This window comes from Leekyejoonella antrihumi (assembly GCF_007845645.1).
Lineage (GTDB): Bacteria > Actinomycetota > Actinomycetes > Actinomycetales > Dermatophilaceae > Leekyejoonella > Leekyejoonella antrihumi.
The window spans coordinates 32,698-52,334 of record NZ_VCQV01000029.1 but is presented as its reverse complement, the minus strand read 5'-3'; the positions used below and the strand labels follow the sequence as shown (position 1 = coordinate 52,334).

Below are 19,637 nucleotides of genomic sequence, written 5' to 3'. Positions count from 1 at the left end.
GGTGGCCTACGGCGGAGGTGCGGTTCGCCAAGTATGGCGAAGCGTGCAACCACGGTAGGAGAAGCACCCTTGGAAAGGAGAAGAAGGTCATGAGTGACGTAAAGACACTGGCCGTCCGGCTCGATGCTGCGCTCCATGCTCGGCTGACACTGCTCGCGAAGCTGTCGGGGACGTCAGCAACGGAGATCATCCGGACGGGTCTGGAAGCCCAACTGGATGCCATCGCTACCCTCCCGGAGATCGCTGCCCGTGCAGCCGACCTCCAGGCCGAGCTGGCTCGTGAAGCTGACGCCCAACAGGCCGCCCTGGCGGCGCTGGTCGGCAGCAGCAAGGCGAGCAGCGCTGCGAAGCGCCCGACACCAGGCAGCAAGTAGCACTTGCTACGCACTGTCTACGTATGAAGGCCGAGTGGAATGTTCACTCCCTTCCGAATCCCTATCCAAACGGGTGGAAACCGAGATCGAGCATTCGTGCTCTCTCGGTTTCCACCCCACAACTCAAAAATTGATCTAAATGCAATAGAAATGTATTTACCTGACATACAAGAAAGGCCGAAACAATGTTGTAGAAAACGAGAAAATCGTCCAATTCTTTGGACAAATGGTGTAAAATAGGGACATGGCCACATTACAATCCAAAACACTTGGCAGGCTCTTAAAGGATGCCCGAATCGCTGCACAGCTCAGCATTCGCCAGGCAGCATCTGAAGCCGATATCAGCAAGTCACTGCTGGACGCGTGGGAACGCGATCAGGTGGACTCACCCGAGCTTGGCAAGCTGCTCCGCCTGGCGGCAGTCCTCGAGATCGACCCCACCGCCGCGTGCGAAGCAGCTGGCTACGACCTATCCGGCACGTTGCCAAGCATCAAGCCATACTTGCGCAGCAAGTATCCGACGCTGCCCGCATCGGCACTGCAGGAGATCGCGGAAATAACCGAGAAGTACGGGATTGACCCGAACCACACCGGTCCGCGTCCTGGAGAAGACGAGCAATAGCGACATACCAACGACTAAAAGAGAGGAGGCTCCCACATGAAATCATTACTAACATCCACCAACACGAAAACATCTATCCTGACGAGCCTCCGCGAGCTGACACCACGCTGTCAGCTGGACTTTGAGGACACCAAGGCGGTGGCCGAACGGCAAGCCGCTCGGCTCCTTGAGCGACTCGGTATCGCCGGTGCACATGCACCCGATGTCGCCGAGGCGGACATCGCTGGTCTACCACGCCTGCGTATCGTCCGCGAGCACCTATCCGTCTCCGGCCTCAGCTACTGGAACGGCCGCGAATGGATTATCGCGGTAAATGAGCGCCAGGGCCTCGAACGTCAGCGTTTCACGATTTGCCACGAGCTGAAGCACATCGTTGACCACCCGGATGCTAATCGGCTGTACCGCGCTGACTGGCAGGCCGAGCGTGCTGCCGACTACTTCGCCGGCTGCCTGCTGGCACCGAAGCCTGCGCTCAAGCACATGTTCTGCAACGTCACCCAAGACCGTGCCGCACTGGCGTCTCACTTCGGGATAAGCCAGCAAGCCCTGCAGGTGCGCCTCGAACAGACCCGGCTCATAGAGCCGGAGGTGTTCACGCGGACACCACGCTGCGCTCGCCCGATCTCGACTCCGCGCTGGCAGCGCCAGCAATTCCGCACCATCCAGCCATCCAGGAGCTATACATGACCCAGTCCGCCGCTACCGTGTCGGTCGCCGCAAAACGTGCCGTCGTCTACCTGCGCGTCAGCACCCGAGACCAGGCTAAGCGGGGCGGCGAAGCCGAAGGCTTCTCCATCCCGGCGCAGCGTGAGGCCTGCCTGCGCAAGGGTACGGCGCTCGACGCCGAGGTAGTGCAGGAGTTTACCGATGCTGGTGAAAGTGCTCGCTCGGCCAACCGCCCAGCGCTGCAGCGGATGCTCGACTACGTCCGGGCAAACCAGGTCGACTACGTCATTGTGCACAAGGTCGACCGGCTGGCGCGGAACCGTGTCGACGACGTCGAGATCAACGTTGCTCTGACGACCGCTGGGGCCCAACTGGTGTCGTGTAGCGAGAACATCGACGAGACGCCGAGTGGCATGCTGCTTCACGGCATCATGAGCTCGATCGCCGAGTTCTACAGTCAGAACCTGGCTACCGAGGCCAAGAAGGGCATGCTGCAGAAGGCCAAAGGTGGTGGCACGCCAGGGCTGGCACCTTTCGGCTACATAAACACCAGTGTGCGCACCGACGAAGGCCGCGAAGTTCGCACCGTCACGCTCGATCCGGATCGGTCCAAGTGGGTGCCGTGGATCTTTGAGCACTATGCAACTGGTGAGTGGACGGTCGGCATGATCCAAGAAGAACTCGAAGCTCAGGGCGTCACTCGGCTACCCACGCCGAAGCGCGGCGCTCTGCCGCTGCGCACCAACCACGTCGACAACATCCTCCAGAACCGCTACTACGTCGGTGTCGTTACCTTCGCCGGAGCCGAATACCCCGGCAAGCATCTACCGCTCGTCAGCGAAGCGCTGTTCGACGCTTGCCAACGTGTCCGTCAGGGCCGAGTGCAAAGCCAAGAGAAGCCACGCGTGCGAACCTCGTATCTGAAGGGCTCGATCTTCTGCGGACTGTGTGGTGAACCACTCAGCTTTGAGGTAACCCGCAACGGTCGCGGTGACTATTACCAGTACTTTTACTGCCTCGGTCGTCAGCACCGGAAGAACGGCTGCAACTTCGTTGCGGTGCAGACCCACCTGGTTGAGCGCCTGGTCGAGGAGTACTGGCAGACCATCCAGCTCGGCGAGAAAGTGTTGGCTGACATCCGCCAGTTGGTCTGGGAGCACATCGGGCAGGTACTGCCGAAGCAGGCCAACGAGCGGCACGCCGCCGAGCAGCGGATCGCCCGGCTGGAAGCCGAGTCACACAAGCTGTTGCAGGCCTACTACGCCGACGCCATCGACGTCGAACATCTCAAGCGTGAGCAACTGCGCATTGCAACCGAGAAGGCCAACGCCGAGCGGGTGCTCAGTCGCGCCAGCCTGGCCGAAGAGACGCTGCACGCCAAATTGGCCGACTGCTGTGCGCTGCTGGCACGAGCCCATGCGACCTACCTGGCATCCGACCACAACCAGCGGCGCTACCTGAACCAAGCCGTCTTCGAGAGGCTCTACATCTTCGACGAGGAAATTGTCGGAGTCGACTTCACGCCAGCCTTCCAGACCATGCTCAGCGAGAACCCTGCCGAGCGACTGGCAGCCGAAGTGCCTCAGCACACCTCCCTCAACCAGCTTCTCGGCGAGATCGAGACTGCACCACGACGGCACCTCGTCACGGTCACAGACCGCGGCATGCTGACAGCGCAGGCAGCAACTATTCGACCAAGCCGAGTGCGCTCTCGTCGGGAGCGACCGCACGGCTCGCTGCCTCACGAAACGAAAAACCGCCGACCTTGTGAGGCCGACGGTTCTAACGTTTCTTATCTGGTCGGGGTGACAGGATTTGAACCTGCGGCCTCTTCGTCCCGAACGAAGCGCGCTACCAAGCTGCGCCACACCCCGTGGCATGCTGCGCGGCCCACAATGTGGTGTCACGCAGCGAAACGCAACGATACCGAATACCCCCGTCATTGTCCCAATCGGGGCATCATGCGGACGGTGGCGGCGGCGTCAAGGTCAGCAGTGTCGCCTCCGGGCGGCACGCAAATCGGACCGGCGCGTACTTGCTGTGGCCGAGGCCCGCCGACACCTCGAGGTATGCCGCATCATCCGGTGCTGCGCTCGACGGTGCGCCGGATGCGCCCGGCCACCAGCGGGATACGCCCTTGACGCGCTTCCGGTCGAGGTCGCAGTTGGTGACCAGCGCTCCGTAGAACGGAACGCACACCTGCCCTCCGTGGGTGTGCCCGGCCAGCAGCACTCGTGCACCATCGGCGGCCATCGCATCGAGCACCCGGATGTATGGCGCGTGCATCACCCCGATGGTGAGCGCAGCCTCGCGCGCGGCCGGGGCGGACACCTCGGTATACCGGTCATAGTGCAGATGCGGGTCGTCCACCCCGACCAGTTCGAGATCCAGGCCGTTGATCTCCACGCGGCGGCGGGCGTTGTCCAGGTCGATCCACCCACCCGAGGTGAAACCGTGCACGAGGTCCCGCCAATTCAGCTCGCTGGAGTGCAGGTCGAGCCGGCGCCGATTGGGCGCGGTGAAGTAGCGCAATGGGTTCTTGGGCGTGGGTCCGAAGTAATCGTTGGATCCCAGCACGAACGCGCCCGGGAGGTGCATCAGGGGCTCCATGGCGCGCAGCACGTCGGGCACCGCATCGAAGTCCGACATGTTGTCGCCGGTGTTCACCACGAAGTCCGGCTCCAGCTTTGCGAGGTCGCGCACCCACGTGATCCGGTGCTCCTGGCCGCGCACCAGGTGCAGGTCGCTGACGTGCAGGATCCGCACCGGTCTGGCGCCCTGGGGGAGCACGGGCAGGGTCGCGCGGCGCACGGCATACAGATGGCGCTCGACGAGGGTCGCCCAGGCAAGGCAGGCGGCGCCGGCGCCGACGGTGCCGGCCGCGATCTTGGTGACGGGGTGCATACCGCACATCCTCACATCCCGAGCTCGTTGCGCCCTGACAGGTGTGACCTCTCGAGTGCAACAAGTGACCTCTCGCGGGGAATTTGTGACCTCTCGGGTGCGATGAGTGACTTCTCGGTGGGAGTGAAGTCGCGTCTCGGTGGGAAGATGTCGCGTATGACCCTGAAGCAGACCCTCAAGTCCGATCTCACCTCCGCGATGAAGGCACGCGACAAGGTGCGCACCGGCACCCTGCGCATGACGCTGAGTGCCGTGACCAACGCCGAGGTGGCCGGTGCCGAGGTGCGCGAGCTCTCCGACGACGAGGTGCTGAAGGTAGTCATCAAGGAGGCCAAGAAGCGGCGTGAGGCGGCCACGGCGTATGACGACGCGAACCGCGCCGAGCTGGCCGAGCAGGAGCGGGCCGAGCTGGAGGTGCTGGAGGCCTACCTGCCGTCCCAGCTGAGCGACGAGGAGCTGGACGCGCTCGCGAAGGACGCGGTCGCCGAGACCGGTGCCACGGGCATGGCCGGTATGGGGCAGGTCATGAAGGTCGTGCAGCCCAAGATCGCCGGGCGCGCGGAGGGCGGTCGGGTCGCTGCCGCGGTCAAGCGGGCGCTCGCCGGCTGACCGAACTGACACGGGAGCGCCGCCAGACCGTGACTGGTCCGGCGGCGCTCTTGTCCTCGAAGCGGCCGTACTACTTGCTGCTCTTCGGCGCGGTTGGCTTGCCCTTCTTGGGCGGGGCGCTCTGCTTGGGCGGTGAGGTCTTTTTCGGTGGTGACGTCTTCTTGGGCGGCGAGGACGTCGGAGGCGAGGTGGACTTTGGTGGTGCGGAGGTCGGCGGGGCCGCCGGCTGGGAAGGCACCGGAGGCGCCACCGGCGGCGGGGTGTAGGGCGCGCCACTGCTCGGGTGGATGTCCACCGTCGTCCCCTTCTTGGCGTGCCCGCTCGGCGAGATGCTGGCGACATTGCCCGGATCCACGGAGTTCGACGGCTGGGACCAGCTCACCGACACCTGGAACCCGGCAGCCTCCAGGGCGCTGCGTGCCGCAGAGACGCTCTGCCCGACGACCGACGGGATGGCGGTCTGGCCGGCGCCATACATGGTCTTCGCGTTGGGCGACGGGAACTGCTTGACCGGCATGCCCTTCAGGGCGGCGTCCATGACCTGCTTCCACAGTGGCGCGGCCAGGGTGCCTGCGTAGATGTAACCCTTGTAGTACGTGCCGCCGAGGCTGATGTTCTCCAGCGGCGCGGCCGTGTTGGCGTGGCCGACCCAGATGGCCGTGGCCAGCTGCGGGGTGTAGCCGACGAACCAGGTCTGGTTTGCTCCAGTGACTGTGCCGGTCTTTCCTGCGGCCGGGCGACCGCCCGAGAGCAACGCGTTCGGACCGGCGGTGCCGCCCTTGGCAAAGACCGTCTGCAGGACCTTGGTGACCCCGGCGGCGACCTGCTTGGAGACCACCCGCTTGCACGCGATGCCGGTGAGCTTCAGCGTCTTGCCGGCCGCGTCCTTGATGCTCTTGACCGGGTGCGGCGGGCAGTACATGCCGCCGGCGGCCATCGTGGCGTATGCGCTGGCCAACGTCGCCGGAGCCACCTGGTTGGTGCCCAGCACCATCCCCGAGGGGGACTTGTTGAGCGGCTGCCCGTCACCCAGCGTCATACCCAGGTCGATCATGGTCTGCCGCACGTTGCAGGTGCCGAGGGTGCTGACCAGCTTGGCGAATGCGGTGTTGACCGACTGGCTGAGCGCCTTGGTGAAGGGCATCGGCCCGGCAGGCACGGGCGCGTCGTTGTGCACCTTCCAGACCTCGTTCGGGCCTAGGCCGCAACTGTCGCTGAAGTCCTTGTGGGTGTAGGTGTGGAACTGGCCGTCGGCGTCGCTGCCGCTCTGCGGCGGCACATCGATGGTGCCGGAGACCGGGTCCCCGTCCTTGAAGGCGGTCGCCAGTGCAAACATCTTGGCGGTCGATCCGAAGTCGAAGCCCTGGTTGCCACCACCGGGTGTGGCATAGCCGACCGACTGTTTGCCCTTCGATTTCGTATTGCTGTAGGTCGTGTTCTGCGCGGTCGCCTGCACCAGGCCGGTGCCGGGCTGAATGACCACCCCGGCCGACTGCACGTCGGCACTGTTGCCCTGGGGCACGGCCGCGTCGATCTTCTGGCGCATGGTGTCGGCCAGCTTCGGGTTGAAACTGGTCTGGATGGTCAGGCCTCCGCTGGTGAGGCTGGCCGCGCGGTCACTCACCGTCTTGCCCAGCGACGGCTGCTGCAGCAACCAGTTGTAGACGTAGTAGCAGTAGTAGGGGTATTTCGAGGCGGCGCAGCTGTTGCTGACCTGCGTCAGGTGCAGCTTCAGCTTGCTCGCCTGAGCGGTCTTCATCTGCTGGTAGGTGATCATTCCCTGTTGCTGCATCTTGGTCAGCACCAGGTTGCGCCGGGCCACCGCGGCCTTCGGGTTGTTGACCGGGTCCGTGACGCCCGGCTCGTTGACCACTCCCGCCAGCAGCGCGGAGTCCGGGAGGTTCAGCTGGCTGGCGTGCACGCCGAAGTAGTGCCTGGCCGCCGCCTCGATGCCGTACTGCTGGTCGCCGTAGTAGACCAGGTTCAGGTAGCCGTCGAGGATCTGGTCCTTGCTGTAGTGCTGTTCAAGGGTCACCGCATACTTCAGCTGCTGCAGCTTGCGCACGTAGCCCTGCATGCCGCTGCGGCTGACGGCTTGCGCGGCCGCGGCGGTGTTGCCGGAGTTGACGGCCTGGTCCTGGATCGCCACCTTGACGTACTGCTGCGTCAGCGTCGAGGCGCCCTGGGTGCCGTTGCTGAAGATGTTGGAGGTGATGGCGCGGGCCAGGCCACGGGTGTCGATCGCGCCGTGCTGAAAGAAGCGCTCGTCCTCGATCGCCACCTGGGCGTGCTGCATGGTCTTGGAAACCTTGGACAGCGGCACCACAACGCGGTTCTTGTTGAACGGGGTCGCAATGACCGAGCCGTCCGCGGCCAGGATGCGCGATTCCTGGGCGAGCGGGTTCATCTCGAAGTTTCCGGGCATCTGGTTGAACAGGTCGATGCCCTTGTTGGTGGCCGCACCGGCCGCCCCTATCGAGGGCAGTGCAATCCCGGCGATCAGCAGTCCCATGGCCATGGAAGTGGCCACCAGAGCTCCCAGAAGGCTGAAGACGGTGCCCACTCTTGTCCCATGACGCATGGGCGTCAGGGTAACCCGGGAGCCTGTGCCAATGGTGCAGGCGTGCGGGCGGAAGACCCCTTATACCGCAAACCGGGCGGTTGCGTTTTGGGACTAGTGAGAAAATAGTCCTCGTAGGCACTAGCGGCAAACCTCAAGAAACTCTAACGTGCAGGTAAAGATCGCGTATGCGGCGGCGGGCGGTCAGGTCTGTCGTAAGGGAAGGTCTCGCACTATGTCAGCAGTAACCACGGAAGCGTCCCTCTGGGATGACAACTGGGCGGCCAGGGCGGTATGCCGCACCGGTTCGCCGGATGAGCTCTTCGCCAAGGGAGCCGCGCAGCAGACCGCGAAGGTGATCTGCCAGCGCTGTCCGGTCGTCGCCGAGTGTCTGGCGGACGCCCTCGACAACAAGACGGAGTACGGCGTATGGGGTGGTATGACCGAGCGTGAACGTCGCGCGTTGCTGCGTCGTCGCCCCGATGTGAAGTCCTGGGCGCAGCTGTTCAAGGCGGCGCGTGCCGACGAGCGCAACCACGTCGGTGCCCACGTCACCGGGCTGAGCTGACGTTCGCGCCGGGAGCCGTCACGCCCCGGTGAGAGTGTTGCCGATCTCGCGCAGTTCGTCGATGTCGTTCACGTCGTGCGCCGCGGCCGCGACCTGCACCTGGGGGATGTCCGGGTGGGATGCGGTGAACCGGCCGATGGCCGCGGCGTGCCGCTGACCCAGCTCGGCCAGGTCCGCGTGCAGGTGCAGTAGCCCGATCGTGTCCGAAGGCGCCCAGCCGTCCTCGCGGCCGGGAAGGTCCAGGGCATCCTGCGCCGCAGCCTGCGCTCGCGCGGCGGACAGCGACGGCACATACGTCATCTGCACCCGGTTGACGACGAGACCGGCGAGCGGCATCCGCTCGCGCTCCAGCCGGTCGACGAAGAACGATGCCTCGCGCAGCGCATCACGCTCCGGCGTGGCGACCACGACGAAGGCCGTGCTGGCGTCGCTCAGCAGCGCATAGGTCTGCTCGGCCCGTTCGCGGAAACCGCCGAACATCGTGTCGAGCGCGGCGACGAACGTCTGGGCGTCCCGCAGCATCGGCCCGCCGAGGATCTTGGACATCACCGCGGTCACCGAGCCCATCCCGACGGACAGCACCTTCAGGTACGCGCGGCCACCGGCCTTTGCCGGCGCCATCATCAGCTTGATGAACCGGCCGTCCAGGAACGACCCGAGACGCTTGGGCGCATCCAGGAAGTCCAACGCCGACCGCGACGGGGGGGTGTCGACGACGATGAGGTCCCAGCGTGGCCAACCGCCGGGCTTCCGCTCCGCGTGCAGCTGGCCGAGCCGTTCCATCGCCATGTACTCCTGCGTGCCCGCGAACGAGCTGGACACCGCCTGGTAGAAGGGGTTGGCGAGGATCTGCTGCGCCTTCTCCGGAGCCGCGTGCTGCATCACGACCTCGTCGAAGGTTCGTTTCATGTCGAGCATCATCGCGTCGAGCGAGCCGCCCCGTGACGTGTCGACCGCCTCGACCGGGGCCGGTTCGTTGTCCAGGTCTGTCAGTCCCATGGCCTGTGCAAGCCGCTTGGCGGGGTCGATGGTGAGCACCGCGACGGTGCGCCCGGCCTCCGCGGCGCGGATCGCGATCGCGGCGGCGCTGGTGGTCTTGCCGACCCCGCCCGAGCCGCAGCACACGATGGTGCGGATCGACGGGTCCGCGATCAGCGCGTCGATGTCGAGGGCGGGCGTCACGTCAGCACTCATGGGAAGCCCCCGTTCGGATGGGGTCCCCGCGAAGTACTGAGCGAAGCATGAGCGAAGACTTCGTGGGGTGATCACTCATGGGGCGCTCCCGCGATCATCTGCCGGCCGAGGGCGCCCGCGAGCTCCCGCAGGCCGCCGGCGTCCAGGCCCTCGTGCAGGAACGGCAGGTGGTAGGTCGGCCGGTCCAGGGCGGCGAGCTGCTTGCGCTCGCGATCCTGCATCCGCAGCCGTTCGTCGAGGTCCTGACCGGCCTGCACCAGCCCGCCGACCAGCGTCGGTCCGACGCGCAGGTCGAGGGCGCGCAGGTCCGACTCGAGCGGGCCGGCGTCGAACGCGTCACCGGTCACCAGCGCCCGCGCCTCGGCGGACACGATCGGCTCGCGTTCCTGGTTGACGATGATCGCGCCGACCGGCAGTTGCAGCGCCGCCAGGTCCCGGGCGGCGTCGACGGTCTCCTGCACCGGCATCTCCTCGAGCAGGGTGACGATGTGCACGGCCGTCTGGCGGGACTGCAACAGCGCGGTGATCGAGTCGGCCTGCGACTTGACCGGGCCCATCTTGGCCAGGCCGGCGATCTCATGGTTGACCCCGAGAAAGCGCCCGATCCGGCCGGTCGGGGGAGCGTCGAGCACCACCACGTCATATGGCCGCTCACCGCGGTGTCCGCGGCGCCCCGGACGCCGGCGGACGGCCTCGTAGACCTTCCCGATCAGCAGCACATCGCGCAGTCCGGGGGCGATGGTGGTGGCGAAGTCGACGACGCCGAAGCGCTCCAGCAGGCCGCCCGCCATGCCGAGCTTGTAGAACATCTGGAGGTACTCCATGAGCGCGGTCTTCGCATCGACCGCGAGCCCGTAGACGTCACCGCCCCGCTGGCCGCGGGCCACCTGGGTCTCGGTGGTGCCCAGCTGCGGCACGTCGAACACCTGGCTGATGCCCTGCCGCTCCTCGACCTCGGCGATCAGCACATGTTTGCCGGTCGCGGCGTATGCCGTCGCCAGCGCGGCCGCGACGCTCGTCTTGCCGGTGCCGCCCTTGCCCGTCACGACGTGCAGTCGCACCCCGTCCCATGCGCTGCCTGCCATGGTTCGACCCTATCCGCCATCAGGTCCTGCGGGTCAGCCGCATCGCGGCGTCCACGGTCGCCGCGAAGTATCGCGACGCCGGGTCGATCAGGTCGAAGTGCGTGCACCCGTCGAGCACCTGCAGCTCGACCCGGCCCTGCGGTGTCGGGAAGCGGCTGGCATACGACTGGGAGACCTCCAGCGGCACCCGCTCGTCCACCGTGCCGTGCAGCACGATCAGCGGCGTCGGCGGTATGCCGAGCTGCGCCGGGTCCGCTGCGGACCAGCCGGCGGGGTCGCTCGCCGGCTCGCCGCCGAGCAGGTCCCGGGCCGCGCCATCGCCCAGCTCGAGGCGCTCGACTAGCAGCAGGTCGAGGCAGCCGGCCAGCGAAACCGCGCCGAGCAGGCCGGCGCCCTCCGGCTGGTGCAGCAGCCAGGCGGCCAGATGCCCTCCGGCGGAGTGCCCGACCAGCACCGTGGGGCGGGGCAGATCGGAGTTCTTCCGCACGGCGTCGAGGGCCGCGCGCACGTCGCTGGACATGTCCGGCCAGCCGCCCCGCGGGGCGCGCCGATATTCGATCGCGGCAACGTGGAATCCGGTCGTGGAAAAGGCGTTTGCCTGCCCCGCCGCATGCGTCCGGTCGTACTCCGGGCGCCAGAATCCGCCATGCACGACGACCACGGTGCAGCCCCGTGCAGGCCCACTGGGAAGGCGCACGTCATACACCTGGTCCGGGTGCGCCCCGTAGGTGATGGTGGAGTCGGGCGATGGGGCCACAATGGAGGGGACGGGAGCCATGCCGACGAGCCTACTTGCCGGTATTGAGACCCCTATCACATTTCATATTTTGACTGATATCGTCTCGGTAAGCGCAACACTGCGCGATCTCGTCGATCGTAGGAGTCCCCCATGCAGCACCAGCCGCTTCGCCCGGTCAAAGGGTCGGGCAACCCGCACGTCGTGATCATCGGAGCAGGCATGGTCGGCCTGTCCACCGCCTGGTTCCTGCAGGAGCACGGCGCCGATGTCACCGTCGTCGAACGTTCCGGTGTCGCCGCCGGAAGTTCCTGGGGCAACGCCGGTTGGATCTCGCCCGGCCTGGCGGTGCCGTTGTCCGACCCATCGGTCATCAAGTACGGCATGAAGGCCCTGCTGGACCCCGACTCGCCGCTCTACATCCCGATGAAGCCCGACCCGAAGCTGATGTCCTTCCTGCTCGGGTTCGCTCGGCGCTGCACGCCCGGCCAGTGGATGAAGACGATGAAGGCCTACGTGCCGGTCAACAGCCAGTCCATCGAGGCCTACCAGTTCCTCGAGGACAACGGGGTGAAGGCGGAGACGCACGAGGCGCCCATCATGGCTGCCTTCCGGCACGCCAAGGATGCCGCCGGGCTGGAGCACGAGATCGAGCTGATCCACAAGGCCGGCCTCGATCTGGACACCAAGGAGGTCGACAACGCCGCGTTGCGCGCCGAGCTGCCGATCATCAGCTCCGACGTCGAGCGAGCTATCCGCATCGGCGGGCAGCGTTACATCAACCCGGGCGAGTTCGTCTCGGCGATGGCCGATGCTGTGGAGACCCGTGGCGGCCGGCTGATCATCGGCTCCAACGCTCGCGCGCTGCGGCACGGCCCGAACGGTGTCACGGTCGAGATGATGAGCGGTGAGCCGATCTCCGGGGACGCGGTGGTGATCTCGACCGGCGCCTGGCTGCCCGAGCTGGCCCGCCGCTGCGGCGTGAAGACCGCGCTGCGCGCCGGCCGCGGCTACAGCTTCTCCGTCGGGGTGACCGACGAGGGCGCCCGGCCGGTGCCCTGCTCGGTCTACTTCCCGCACGAGCGCCTGGCCTGCACGCCGATCGGGGATCGGTTGCGGGTGGGCGGCACGATGGAGTTCGCCGGCACCGAGGACCCGCTGCATCCCGAGCGTGTCGCGGCGATCGTCAAGAGCGGCCGGCCGCTGCTGTCGGGTGTCGACTGGGACGACCAGCAGGACGTATGGGTGGGCGGTCGCCCGGTCACCGTCGACGGGCTGCCGCTGATCGGCGCCACCGACGTGCCGCGGGTCTACACCAACGGTGGGCACGGCATGTGGGGCATCACCCTGGGCCCGATCACGAGCAAGCTGCTCGCCGAGCAGATGATGACCGGCACGGTTCCGGACGAGCTGCGTCCCTTTGCCCCCACCCGCTGACCGTTCGGCGGCGGAATAGGGTCGGACCATGACTACATGGGAATACGCCACGGTCCCGCTGATCGTGCATGCCACCAAGCAGATCCTCGACCAGTGGGGCGAGGACGGCTGGGAGCTCGTGCAGGTGCTCAGCGGACCCGAGAACAACCTTGTTGCCTATCTCAAACGCCCGAAGGAGAACTGATTCATGTCTGCAGTTGAGGATCGCCTGACCGAGCTCGGTCTCACGGTGCCGCAGGTCGCGGCGCCGGTAGCGGCCTACGTGCCCGCCGTGCGCGACGGGAACATCGTGATGACCTCCGGCCAGCTGCCGGTCGTGGACGGCAAGCTGGCGGCCACCGGCAAGGTCGGTGCGCAGGTGAGCCCGGAGGATGCTGCCGGCTACGCCCAGACGTGCGCGCTGAACGCCATCGCGGCCGTGAAGTCACTGGTCCCCGATCTCGACACCGTCAAGGTCGTCAAGGTCGTGGGCTTTGTGGCCAGCGACCCGTCGTTCACCGGTCAGCCGGCCGTGATCAACGGTGCCAGCGAGCTGATCGGCAAGGCCTTCGGCGACAAGGGAGCCCATGCCCGCTCGGCCGTGGGCGTTGCGGTGCTGCCGATGGATGCACCGGTCGAGGTCGAGATCACCGTGTCGGTGCAGGACTGACATGACCGCACCTGCCGGCACGCGGGTCGTCGAGTTCCAGGTGCCAGGCATGTTGGCCACGTCCGTCGCCGCCTGGCTGTCCGCAGGGCAGCCGGGCGGCGGCGCACCCAAGCTGTCCTCGACCGTGATGCTGCTGCGCGATCGCCGCGCCGCCGAGCCGGTCGAGGTCTTCATGCTGCGCCGCGTGACCTCCATGAAGTTTGCGCCCTCGATGTGGGTCTTTCCCGGGGGAGGTGTCGACCCGCGGGATGCCGAGATCGACATTCCCTGGGCGGGGCCGCGGCCGCAGGAGTGGGCGGACCGGATGCGGGCGCCCGCCGAGCGGGCGGTCGAGCTGGTGGTCGCCGCCGTGCGTGAGGTCTTCGAGGAGTGCGGGGTGCTGCTCGCCGGCGCCGACGGCACCAGTGTGGTCGCCGATGTGTCCGGGCCAGAGTGGCGCGCCGAGCGCGACGCCCTGCTGTCCAAGGAGCAGTCGTTCGGTCAGTTGCTGGCGCGCAGGGGGCTGGTGCTTCGCTCCGACCTGCTGTCGCTGCGCGACCACTGGATCACCCCCGAGTGCGAGCCGCGCCGCTATGACACCTGGTTCTTTGCGGCGCTGATGCCGCACGGCCAGGAGGCTGACGACGACACGACCGAGGCCGACAAGGTCCAGTGGGTCGCCCCGGGTGACCTGTTGGCGGCGGCCGAAGCCGGGACCGCGCGCGTGCTGCCTCCGACGATCGTGCAGCTGCGACGACTCGCGCACGCAGACAACGCGGCGACGGTGCTCGCGCAGCGGCCACTCGTCATACCGGTGATGCCGGTGCCGACCCGGACCGATGACGGCATCGTGATGCGGGTGACCCTGCCGGACGACTGATACCCCCACCCGATTGTGCACTTTGCCGCCAACGGCGCAGCCAGAGGTGCGCGTCTCGGCGGAAAGTGCACAATCCGAGCGGGTTTCGAAGTCCGGGTAGACCCCGTCAGCTCCGTCAGTGAGTTGCCGGCGGCCGGTCAGGCCTTGGCAAAGTCGGCGCCGTTGCTAGCGTTGGGGCAATGACCTCCTCGACGCCGTGGACCGGCGGCTCCGTCACCTCCGGTGCATATGTCGTGCTGTGCCCGAACCCCGGCCCGATGACCCTCGACGGCACCAACACCTGGGTGCTGCTGTCGCACCGGACGCATGAGGCCGTCGTCGTCGACCCCGGCCCGCTCGACGAGGACCATCTGCGGGCCGTTCTGGAGTCCGTGCGAGCCCAAGGCGCGCAGGTCGCCGGGGCGCTCGCGACCCACCACCACGACGACCACGTCGAGGGTGTGCCGCGTTGGATGGAACTCACCGATGCTCCGGTGCGCGGCGGCGGGTTCGGTGAGTCGTTCGCCGCGGATGAGCGGATTGTGGTGGGGGACCTCGACATTCGGGTTCTGCTCACGCCGGGGCACACAGCAGACTCGGTGTCGTTCCACCTGCCGGACCAGTCGCTGCTGCTGACCGGTGACACAGTGCTGGGCCGGGGCACGAGCATTGTGGCGTATCCGGACGGCAACCTGACCGACTACCTCGCCTCGCTCGACCTCCTGCAACGGGTCGCTGGCGATGCACCCACCATCCTGGGTCCGGCGCACGGGCCAACTGCCGCGGACGCCGCGGTGGTGATCCGGGACTACCGGCAGCACCGGCAGGAGCGCCTCGACCAGGTGCGTGCTGCGCTGACCGCCGGTGCCCGGGACGCGGCCGATGTCGCACAGGCCGTCGTCGAGCGGGTGTATGCCGATGTGCCGCGTGCGGTGTGGCCGGCGGCCAAGGCCACGGTCCGGGCCCAGCTGGAATACCTCCAGGCGACCTGACGGTCCTCAAGCCGCCACCCGACCCCCGCGAGTTGTCCACTTTCGCTCGAAAGGCGCACCTACAGGTGCGCCTTTCGAGCGAGAGTGCATTATGGGCGGAGCTGACGGAGGGGGGCTGACGGAGTCAGTGCGCGCGCCGCTGCAGTCGTTCGACGTCGAGGAGCGACACGGCTCGGGCCTCCAGCTTGACCCAGCCGCGCGAGGTGAAGTCGGCGAGGGCCTTGTTGACCGTCTCGCGGGAGGCGCCCACCAGCTGTGCCAGCTCCTCCTGGGTGAGGTCGTGCGGCACGAGAATGCCGTCCTCGGTCTGCTTGCCGAAACGCTCCGCCAGGTCGAGCAGCGCCTTGGCGACGCGTCCTGGCACATCGGTGAAGACGAGGTCGCCCAGCGCCTCGTTGGTGCGGCGCAGGCGGCGGGCGAGCGCTCGCAGCATCGTCATCGCAACCTCGGGGCGGTCGCGCACGAAGTCGGTCATCGCCTCGTGGGCGATGCCGACCAGCTCGGTGTCCGCGATGGCGGTGGCGGTGGCGGTGCGAGCACCCGGGTCGAACAGGCTCAGCTCGCCGAGAATCTCGCCCATGCCGAGGACCGCGAGCAGGTTCTCCCGGCCATCGGACGACCGACGGCCCAGCTTCACCTTGCCGTCGGTGATCACATACAACGAGTCGCCCTGCTCGCCCTCCTCGAACAGCACGCGCCCGCGCGGTATGCGGGACTTGGTCATCGATGCCAGGAGCGCCTCTGCGCTCACGTCGTCCAGAGCAGCAAACAATGGCGCTTTGCGCACAGCCTCGGTATCCACGGCGACAGTCTGCCATGCGACGGCTCCGGAATCCGGGACTGCGCCTAGTCTCAGTTGTCGTGAAGCGTCTCGATGTGACCAAGGAATCGCCTGTAAGCCGCACGCGCCGCGCGCGCAAGATGTACCGCACCCTGCATGAGCAGTACCCCTATGCGCATTGCGAGCTGGACTTCTCCACGCCGCTGGAGCTGCTGGTGGCCACGATCCTGTCCGCGCAGACGACGGATGTCGGGGTCAACAAGGTCACCCCGGTGCTCTTCGGTCGCTACCCGGATGCCCAGGCGTATGCCGGGGCGAACCGGGTCGAGCTGGAGGAGCTGTTGCGTCCCACCGGGTTCTACCGTGCCAAGACGAACTCCGTGATGAAGCTGGGCCAGGAGCTGGTCGAGCGGTTCGACGGCGAGGTGCCCGGCCGCCTGAAGGACCTGGTGACGCTGCCGGGCGTCGGCCGCAAGACCGCGAACGTGGTGCTGGGCAATGCGTTCGGGGTGCCTGGCATCACCGTGGACACCCACTTCGGCCGCCTGGTGCGTCGGTTCGGCTGGACCGACGAGACCGACCCCGTGAAGGTGGAGCACGAGATCGGCGCGCTCTTTCCTCGCAAGGACTGGACGATGCTCAGCCACGTCGTGGTCTTCCACGGCCGGCGGATGTGTCACGCAAAGAAGCCCGCGTGCGGCGTCTGCCCGCTCGCTCGCTTGTGCCCGTCCTACGGCGACGGCGAGATCGACCCGGAGAAGGCGCGCAAGCTGCTCAAGTTCGAGCTGGCCCCCGGACGGGAGCTTCATCACACCGTGCATCCGGCAGGGACGTCATGACGCGCCTGCCGGTCCCGGACTGGCTGCAGCGGCTGCGCGAGCAGGCGCACGACCAGGGGTCGTTCTTCACCCAGGGGGAGGCGGAGCAGGGTCGACGGTCCGCCGTGCTGATGCTCTTCGGCGCCTCGGACGACGGCGGCGAGGATGTCGTGCTGACCGAGCGTGCGGCCACGATGCGGCACCATGCCAGTCAGGTCTCGTTTCCCGGCGGGTCGGCCGACCCGGCGGACACCGATCCGACGGACACTGCGATGCGGGAGGCACGCGAGGAGATCGGGCTGTCCCCCGACGGTGTCGAAATCCTCGGCGAGCTGCCCGCCATACCGCTGAGCGTGTCGGGTTTCAAGGTCACGCCCGTCATTGCCTGGTGGGCGCATCCCTCGCCGGTCCACGCAGCCATCCAGACGGAGGTCGCCAGGGTCGCTCGGGTGCGGCTGCGGGATCTGACCGACCCGGCCAACCGGTTCACTGCGGTGCATCCGGACCGGGAGTTCGCGGCACCCGCATTCGAGGTGGACGGGCTCTACATCTGGGGTTTCACGGCGATGATCCTGAGCGCCACGCTGACGATGGCCGGGCTCGAGCGGCCATGGGACCAGGACGACCGCCGGCCGGTGCCGGAGCGGTTTCGGCGTCGCTGAGCCGGTCACCCCGCGGGTGTTGGCGAAAAGCTCCGCCATAACGGGAGCAGTTGCCGACATCCCGCATGACGAAGGCCCGGCCCCTTGACAGGGACCGGGCCTGCTGCGCGGTGAGTCAGCCGGCCTTGGGCGGTTTGACCGCCGAGATCGTCTTCTGCGCGTTCTCGATGGTCTTCTCCGGCTTGCCCTTGATCTTCTTCAGGGCGCTGATACCGATCAGAGCCAGGATGATCGTGATCAGCAGCAGTGCACCGCCCACGATGAGGAAACCGGCCCAGATGGGCAGCCCACCGGCGTGGATACCCCAGGCCGCTCCGGTGAGGAAGAACGCGAAGGCGAACAGGCCGAGCAGGCCGGCCCCGGCCAGCAGGCCACCGCCCTTGCCGCCCTTGGCGACATCGGCCTTGATCTCCATCTTGGCGAGGGCAACCTCGCCCTTGACGATTGACGAGAGGTCATTGGATGCATCCGCAACCAGCTGACCAAGCGTGCGCTCCGTGCCCTTGGTGCTCACAGCCATCGGAAGACTCCTGACGTTGATGGTCGGCTCTACGCGGGTCGATTCGCCCACGTCTCTCGCCAGACATTACCGATAAGTCGGCCTCAGGTCGCCTTGCGGGCCGGTTGATAGCAGTCTGGGACGCCGTCACCGTCCTCGTCGGCGCTCTCCAGCACCGCGATCCTGCGGTAGACGCGGTTGCGTCGACGCAGCACGATTCCCGCCAGAACGGCGGCGATGACCGACCCCAGCAGTATGCCGAGGCGAACGTGGTCGTCGATCGCGGACCCCGAGCCGAACGCCAGCTCCCCGATCAGCAGCGAGACGGTGAACCCGACCCCGGCCAGCAGACTCAGGCCGAAGACGTCGGCCCAGGAGAGGTCGTCGTCCAGCTGGGCGCGGGTGAGGCGCGCGGTCGCGAAGGTGCCGCCGAAGACACCGATGGCCTTGCCCAGGACGAGCCCGACGACGACGCCGACGGTCACGGGGTCGGACAAGGCAGCGCCCAGCCCACCGCCTACGACGGTGACACCGGCGGACAGGAAGGCGAAGATCGGCACGCAGACCCCCGCCGACAGGGGCCGCAGCCGGTGATCGATGCGTTCGGACATCGAGCCGGACCCCTCGAGCGTATCGTCGGCCGTGCCCGGGACCACCAGGCCGAGGACGACGCCGGCGATCGTGGCATGGATGCCCGAGTTGAGGACCAGAGCCCAGCCGACGAGCGCCAGCGGCAGCAGGATCCACCATGGATGCCACCGCGAGCGCGCGATCACGGCGAAGCCTGCGATCGGCACGATGGCCAGCGCGAGCAGGCCGAGATGCAGGCCGTGACTGTAGAACACCGCGATGATCGCGATGGCGATCAGGTCGTCGACCACCGCCAGGGTCAGCAGGAACGATCGCATGGCGGACGGCAGGTGAGTGCCGATCACGGCGAGCACGGCCAGGGCGAAGGCGATGTCGGTGGCCGTGGGGATGGCCCACCCGCGTAGGTGCCCACCGTCGAGCAGCTGCGTCACGGCATACAGGGCGGCCGGCACGACCACGCCGCTGATGGCGGCCACGACGGGCACGGCGGCCTTGGCCGGGTCGCGCAGATCGCCGTGGCGGAACTCGTGCGCCAGCTCCAGGCCGACGACGAAGAAGAACACCGCCAGCAGCCCGTCGGATGCCCAGTGTGCCGTGCTGAGGTGCAGTCCGAGCGCCGAAGGCCCGAAGTGCACGTCGTGCAGCGCGGCGTAGGCATCGCGCCATGGGGAGTTCGCCCAGAGCATTGCGAGGATCGCGGCCGCCAGCAGCAGCATGCCGCCGACGGTCTCCCGCCGCAGCAGCTCCGCGGCGCGGGAGGTCTCGGGCCAGTCGGATCGACTGAAGATCCGAGGGAGCGGCCCCGCCCGCTTGCTCATCTGCGGCCCTCACGACGTAGTGAGCGAGTTTGCGCGGCAATCATCTGGAGGTTCCCTCCGTTGGGGTCGGTCGGACAACTGCCGACCAGACTTCCCGGCACACCACGCACGCCGCAGCGCGCGGATCCAGTGTATGGGGGAGGGGCGCCCGGCGCATATCGCCGCCGGCGATGCCGATATGCGGCGCTGTTCTGGATCCTGTCAGGTCCGCTCGGATCAGGCCCGCGCGCAAAC

At 67.2% G+C, this 19,637-nt stretch carries 21 protein-coding genes, 1 tRNA gene and 1 pseudogene; 13 read left to right on the top strand and 10 right to left on the bottom strand.

The window, feature by feature from the left end:
• The first annotated feature begins 89 nt into the window (after positions 1 to 89).
• The 4 genes and pseudogenes from FGL98_RS18075 to FGL98_RS27190 all read left to right on the top strand — a co-directional run.
• Entirely contained in the window at positions 90 to 374 is a 285-nt protein-coding gene (locus FGL98_RS18075; protein WP_146319051.1) for a DNA-binding protein, read from the top strand.
• 244 nt (positions 375 to 618) lie between these two features.
• On the top strand, positions 619 to 996 hold the full coding sequence (locus FGL98_RS18070) for a helix-turn-helix domain-containing protein (protein ID WP_146319049.1): 378 nt from the start codon (positions 619 to 621) through the stop codon (positions 994 to 996).
• A 36-nt stretch (positions 997 to 1,032) separates the two neighbouring features.
• Positions 1,033 to 1,683: an ImmA/IrrE family metallo-endopeptidase gene (locus FGL98_RS18065; RefSeq protein WP_146319047.1), complete on the top strand. Its 651-nt coding sequence runs from the start codon at positions 1,033 to 1,035 to the stop codon at positions 1,681 to 1,683.
• Positions 1,680 to 2,702 (top strand): annotated as a pseudogene (locus FGL98_RS27190) (recombinase family protein); the annotation flags it as partial. The gene FGL98_RS18065 and the pseudogene FGL98_RS27190, both read left to right, overlap by 4 nt.
• Before the next feature lie 195 nt (positions 2,703 to 2,897).
• Here FGL98_RS27190 and FGL98_RS18050 read toward each other — a convergent pair.
• From FGL98_RS18050 to FGL98_RS18040, 3 genes are all read right to left on the bottom strand, one after another.
• Entirely contained in the window at positions 2,898 to 3,302 is a 405-nt protein-coding gene (locus tag FGL98_RS18050; protein ID WP_146319045.1) for a hypothetical protein, read from the bottom strand.
• Between the two features lie 157 nt (positions 3,303 to 3,459).
• Positions 3,460 to 3,536: transfer RNA gene (locus tag FGL98_RS18045), tRNA-Pro, on the bottom strand.
• Between the two features lie 85 nt (positions 3,537 to 3,621).
• Positions 3,622 to 4,566 (bottom strand): metallophosphoesterase, encoded by a 945-nt coding sequence (locus FGL98_RS18040; protein WP_146319043.1) that lies wholly within the window; start codon positions 4,564 to 4,566, stop codon positions 3,622 to 3,624.
• Positions 4,567 to 4,713: 147 nt separating this feature from the next.
• Here FGL98_RS18040 and FGL98_RS18035 point away from each other — a divergent pair, with 147 nt between their 5' ends.
• Positions 4,714 to 5,175: a GatB/YqeY domain-containing protein gene (locus FGL98_RS18035; RefSeq protein WP_146319041.1), complete on the top strand. Its 462-nt coding sequence runs from the start codon at positions 4,714 to 4,716 to the stop codon at positions 5,173 to 5,175.
• A gap of 70 nt (positions 5,176 to 5,245) precedes the next feature.
• Here the strand turns inward: FGL98_RS18035 and FGL98_RS18030 are convergent, their stop codons facing one another.
• Entirely contained in the window at positions 5,246 to 7,756 is a 2,511-nt protein-coding gene (locus tag FGL98_RS18030) for a penicillin-binding protein (RefSeq protein WP_146319039.1), read from the bottom strand.
• Positions 7,757 to 7,970: 214 nt separating this feature from the next.
• Between FGL98_RS18030 and FGL98_RS18025 the strand changes: the two genes are divergently transcribed.
• On the top strand, positions 7,971 to 8,303 hold the full coding sequence (locus FGL98_RS18025) for a WhiB family transcriptional regulator (RefSeq protein WP_146319037.1): 333 nt from the start codon (positions 7,971 to 7,973) through the stop codon (positions 8,301 to 8,303).
• An 18-nt stretch (positions 8,304 to 8,321) separates the two neighbouring features.
• Here FGL98_RS18025 and bagB read toward each other — a convergent pair whose 3' ends face one another.
• From bagB to FGL98_RS18010, 3 genes are all read right to left on the bottom strand, one after another.
• The gene (gene bagB / locus FGL98_RS18020; protein ID WP_146319035.1) at positions 8,322 to 9,497 is read right to left on the bottom strand and encodes an ArsA family ATPase; all 1,176 of its coding nucleotides are present in this window, start codon (positions 9,495 to 9,497) and stop codon (positions 8,322 to 8,324) included.
• Between the two features lie 71 nt (positions 9,498 to 9,568).
• A complete protein-coding gene (gene bagA, locus FGL98_RS18015; protein ID WP_146319033.1) occupies positions 9,569 to 10,582 on the bottom strand; it encodes an ATPase BagA in 1,014 nt (337 codons plus the stop codon).
• A gap of 19 nt (positions 10,583 to 10,601) precedes the next feature.
• Positions 10,602 to 11,360, bottom strand: a complete 759-nt coding sequence (locus FGL98_RS18010; protein WP_146319031.1) for an alpha/beta hydrolase — start codon at positions 11,358 to 11,360, stop codon at positions 10,602 to 10,604.
• Between the two features lie 111 nt (positions 11,361 to 11,471).
• On the opposite strand from FGL98_RS18010, the gene FGL98_RS18005 reads away from it, so the two are divergent.
• The 5 genes from FGL98_RS18005 to FGL98_RS17985 all read left to right on the top strand — a co-directional run bounded on the left by FGL98_RS18005 (position 11,472) and on the right by FGL98_RS17985 (position 15,234).
• On the top strand, positions 11,472 to 12,755 hold the full coding sequence (locus tag FGL98_RS18005; RefSeq protein WP_146319029.1) for an NAD(P)/FAD-dependent oxidoreductase: 1,284 nt from the start codon (positions 11,472 to 11,474) through the stop codon (positions 12,753 to 12,755).
• Between the two features lie 28 nt (positions 12,756 to 12,783).
• Positions 12,784 to 12,939 (top strand): Sp36 family protein, encoded by a 156-nt coding sequence (gene sp36 / locus FGL98_RS18000; RefSeq protein WP_146319027.1) that lies wholly within the window; start codon positions 12,784 to 12,786, stop codon positions 12,937 to 12,939.
• A 3-nt stretch (positions 12,940 to 12,942) separates the two neighbouring features.
• Positions 12,943 to 13,404, top strand: coding sequence for a RidA family protein (locus FGL98_RS17995; protein WP_146319025.1), 462 nt, complete (start codon positions 12,943 to 12,945; stop codon positions 13,402 to 13,404).
• Between the two features lies 1 nt (position 13,405).
• Positions 13,406 to 14,263, top strand: coding sequence for an NUDIX hydrolase (locus FGL98_RS17990; protein WP_146319023.1), 858 nt, complete (start codon positions 13,406 to 13,408; stop codon positions 14,261 to 14,263).
• Between the two features lie 179 nt (positions 14,264 to 14,442).
• The gene (locus FGL98_RS17985; protein ID WP_146319021.1) at positions 14,443 to 15,234 is read left to right on the top strand and encodes an MBL fold metallo-hydrolase; all 792 of its coding nucleotides are present in this window, start codon (positions 14,443 to 14,445) and stop codon (positions 15,232 to 15,234) included.
• Between the two features lie 124 nt (positions 15,235 to 15,358).
• On the opposite strand, the gene FGL98_RS17980 is transcribed toward FGL98_RS17985, so the two are convergent.
• Complete coding sequence (locus tag FGL98_RS17980) at positions 15,359 to 16,036, bottom strand: Crp/Fnr family transcriptional regulator (protein WP_146319019.1); 678 nt, start codon at positions 16,034 to 16,036, stop codon at positions 15,359 to 15,361.
• Positions 16,037 to 16,155: 119 nt separating this feature from the next.
• On the opposite strand from FGL98_RS17980, the gene nth reads away from it, so the two are divergent.
• A complete protein-coding gene (nth, locus tag FGL98_RS17975; protein WP_246136627.1) occupies positions 16,156 to 16,854 on the top strand; it encodes an endonuclease III in 699 nt (232 codons plus the stop codon).
• Positions 16,851 to 17,495 (top strand): NUDIX hydrolase, encoded by a 645-nt coding sequence (locus FGL98_RS17970; RefSeq protein WP_146319015.1) that lies wholly within the window; start codon positions 16,851 to 16,853, stop codon positions 17,493 to 17,495. Before nth ends, FGL98_RS17970 begins: the two co-directional genes overlap by 4 nt.
• 115 nt (positions 17,496 to 17,610) lie before the next feature.
• On the opposite strand, the gene FGL98_RS17965 is transcribed toward FGL98_RS17970, so the two are convergent.
• Both FGL98_RS17965 and nhaA read right to left on the bottom strand, forming a co-directional pair.
• On the bottom strand, positions 17,611 to 18,015 hold the full coding sequence (locus tag FGL98_RS17965; protein ID WP_146319013.1) for a phage holin family protein: 405 nt from the start codon (positions 18,013 to 18,015) through the stop codon (positions 17,611 to 17,613).
• A gap of 83 nt (positions 18,016 to 18,098) precedes the next feature.
• On the bottom strand, positions 18,099 to 19,403 hold the full coding sequence (gene nhaA / locus FGL98_RS17960) for a Na+/H+ antiporter NhaA (protein WP_146319011.1): 1,305 nt from the start codon (positions 19,401 to 19,403) through the stop codon (positions 18,099 to 18,101).
• Between the last annotated feature and the right edge of the window lie 234 nt (positions 19,404 to 19,637).